The sequence below is a fragment of the Streptomyces sp. E11-3 genome, from assembly GCF_046540415.1.
Classification (GTDB): Bacteria; Actinomycetota; Actinomycetes; order Streptomycetales; family Streptomycetaceae; genus Streptomyces.
Genome location: NZ_JAZGRL010000080.1, coordinates 1 through 2,805, shown reverse-complemented (window position 1 = coordinate 2,805; position 2,805 = coordinate 1). Strand labels below are relative to the sequence as shown.

Sequence of the window (2,805 nt, the reverse complement as noted above, 5' to 3'; positions counted from 1 at the left end):
GTCGGCGGGCGGGCTTCGAACGAGGGGGGCGGGCGGAAGGCCGAGCTCTCCGAGTCCTCGGGCGCGGGCGGAATCCGCAGCCCCTGCGGAACGGTGAACTCCGACGTCGGCTGGTCGTCCACATCGGCCGGCGTGGCCGTGTCGAAGCCGCCCACCGGAGCGAACGCGCTGTGTGCCTCGTCCGACTGCGGTTTGCGGTCGTCGTCGTCCGACGCGACGCCACTCACCGAGCCACCCACCGAACCTGACCTCGTTCCCGTGCCTGTTACCGCTTCCCTCTTAGCGCATACGCACCTCTGGTACGCCCAGTATGCGCATGGACACGCAAACGGGCCGGGCGAGCCCCCTCCAGGGAGCTGCCCGGCCCGTCCGTGCCGGTCAGGTGCTTACACCTCAGTGGCCGCCCTGCGTCTCCAGACGCTTGTACGAGGCCTCGATCTCGGCCTCGGCCTCGGTGCGGCCGACCCAGTTGGCGCCCTCGACGGACTTGCCGGGCTCCAGGTCCTTGTAGACCTCGAAGAAGTGCTGGATCTCCAGGCGGTCGAACTCGGAGACGTGGTGGATGTCCCGCAGGTGCTCCACGCGCGGGTCCGACGCGGGCACGCACAGCAGCTTGTCGTCGCCGCCGGCCTCGTCCGTCATACGGAACATGCCGATGGCGCGGCACTTGATGAGGCAGCCCGGGAAGGTGGGCTCGTCCAGGATGACCAGCGCGTCCAGCGGGTCGCCGTCCTCGCCGAGGGTGTTCTCGACGAAGCCGTAGTCGGCCGGGTAGCTGGTCGACGTGAAGAGTCGGCGGTCCAGGCGGATACGACCGGTCTCGTGGTCCACCTCGTACTTGTTCCGCGAACCCTTCGGAATCTCGATCGTTACGTCGAACTCCACCGGTGGCTCCTCCATGATTAGCACATACAACGAATGGTGCTGCGTCCTCCCGGGGGATAACCCCCGGACCCCCAGCCCGATTGGTCGGCCGCAGCCACCGGGGTGCCATCCCTCGGCAAGACGCAGTGATTAAGTGTCCCTCACGCAAGCTTGTGATCGCGAAAGGGGCTGTCCCGTGGTGCCCGAGCTGAAGGTCAGGCAGCTTCCGAAACGACTGAAGCTCCCGGAGCTTCCGCGGCCCGAGAGGACCAGGAGGCTCCAGACCTGGCAGCTCACCGCGGGCGCGGCCACGGCTGGCCTGGCACTGGCCGCCGGGCTGGTGACCGCGGCCGGTCCCTGGGACTCAGGCCAGCGTACGGCCGAGCGGGAGTGGGCGGCTTCCCAGAGCCGCGACGGTGGCGCAGATCACGGTCGCGGTGATGGCCGCGGTACGGCGAAGGGGCCCAGGCCCGCGCCGAGCGCACCCGGCGTGCTGGCCGCCCTGAAGGCGCCCACCGGCGCCGGTCCAGGACCGGCCAAGGATGCCATCGCGGACGTACTCGACCCGCTGCTGAAGGACCCCTCGCTCGGTCAGCGCAGTACGGGGTCGGTCGTCGACGCGGTCACGGGCGAGGAGCTGTACGGCGTGCGGACGGGCGACGCGGTGACCCCCGCGTCGACCATCAAGATCGCCACGGCGGTGGCGGCGCTCTCGGCGCTCGGCCCGGACCACCGGATCGAGACGCGGGTGGTCGCGGGGCCGGACGAGGCGGAGATCACACTGGTCGGCGGCGGGGACCCAACGCTCAGCGCGCGCAAGGACACCGACGGCGGGGCGAGTCTGCGGACGCTCGCCGACGACACGGCGAAGGCGCTGAAGGATCGTTCCGGCGCGGGGCGCGGGGACGCGGAGGTACGGCTCTCCTACGACGCCTCCCTGTACTCGGGACCCGTACTGCACCCCATCGGCCCCAACGACAACATCGCCCCCGTCATGGCGCTCGCGGTCGACCAGGGGCGCCTGGACGACTCCACCCGCGGCCCGGCGCCGCGGGTCGCCGACCCGGCCCTGGAGGCGGCCCGCGCCTTCGCCGGGCTGCTGCGCGACCGTGGCGTCGAGGTCCAGGGCGAGCCACATCCCGCGAAGGCGAACAAGGGGGACAAGAAAGATAAGGGGGCCAAGGGGGCCAAGGGGGCCAAGACCCTGGCGCAGGCCAAGTCGGCCCCGCTCTCCGCCCTGGTCGAACGCATGCTGACCCGCAGCGACAACGACATCGCGGAGGCCCTCGTACGGCAGACCGCGCTCGCCGCGGACGAACCGGCGAGCTTCGCAGGTGCCCGCAGGGCCGTTACGGACCAGTTGGCCGAGCTGGAACTGCCGCTGGGTGGCGCGCGCTTCGCCGACGGCAGCGGCCTGGACCGCGCGGACAAGGTCACCGTACGGCTGCTGACGGCGCTGCTCGCCCGCGCGGCCGACCCGGACCACCCCGAGCTGCGCCCGGCCCTCACCGGCCTCCCCGTCGCGGGCTTCACCGGAACCCTCCGGAACCGCTATGCCGACCCGGACACGGCGTCCGCCACCGGCCTGGTCCGCGCGAAGACCGGCACCCTCACGGGCGTCAACACCCTCGCGGGCACCGTCGTCGACGCCGACGGCCGCCTCCTGGCCTTCGCCTTCACCGCGTCCGGCACCACCGACCCCCACGCGGCCAAGTCCACCCTCGACCGCCTGGCGGCCACAGTCACCAACTGCGCCTGCCACTGACCGCCGACCGCACCTCAACGACGGTCCGAACCTCAGCGACGGCTCGCGCATGAACGGACCGCCGCTCACCCGTCGCCCCCAAGCTCCACCCACCCACTCTCGCCACCCCGTGCCCCAACCGGGCCTCGGGCCGCCTCCCCACGCCGGGCGTGGGCCGTCGTAGGGCTCACCGCTCG

At 71.9% G+C, this 2,805-nt stretch carries 2 protein-coding genes and 1 pseudogene; 1 reads left to right on the top strand and 2 read right to left on the bottom strand.

What is annotated here, in order from left to right; genetic code table 11:
• Both U9R90_RS35185 and U9R90_RS35180 read right to left on the bottom strand, forming a co-directional pair.
• Positions 1-227, bottom strand: a pseudogene (locus U9R90_RS35185) (threonine/serine exporter family protein); the annotation flags it as partial.
• Between the two features lie 166 nt (positions 228-393).
• Positions 394-885, bottom strand: a complete 492-nt coding sequence (locus U9R90_RS35180; RefSeq protein WP_411061481.1) for an inorganic diphosphatase — start codon at positions 883-885, stop codon at positions 394-396.
• A 175-nt stretch (positions 886-1,060) separates the two neighbouring features.
• Here U9R90_RS35180 and dacB point away from each other — a divergent pair, with 175 nt between their 5' ends.
• Positions 1,061-2,629, top strand: coding sequence for a D-alanyl-D-alanine carboxypeptidase/D-alanyl-D-alanine-endopeptidase (dacB, locus tag U9R90_RS35175; protein ID WP_411061479.1), 1,569 nt, complete (start codon positions 1,061-1,063; stop codon positions 2,627-2,629).
• Positions 2,630-2,805 lie beyond the last annotated feature (176 nt).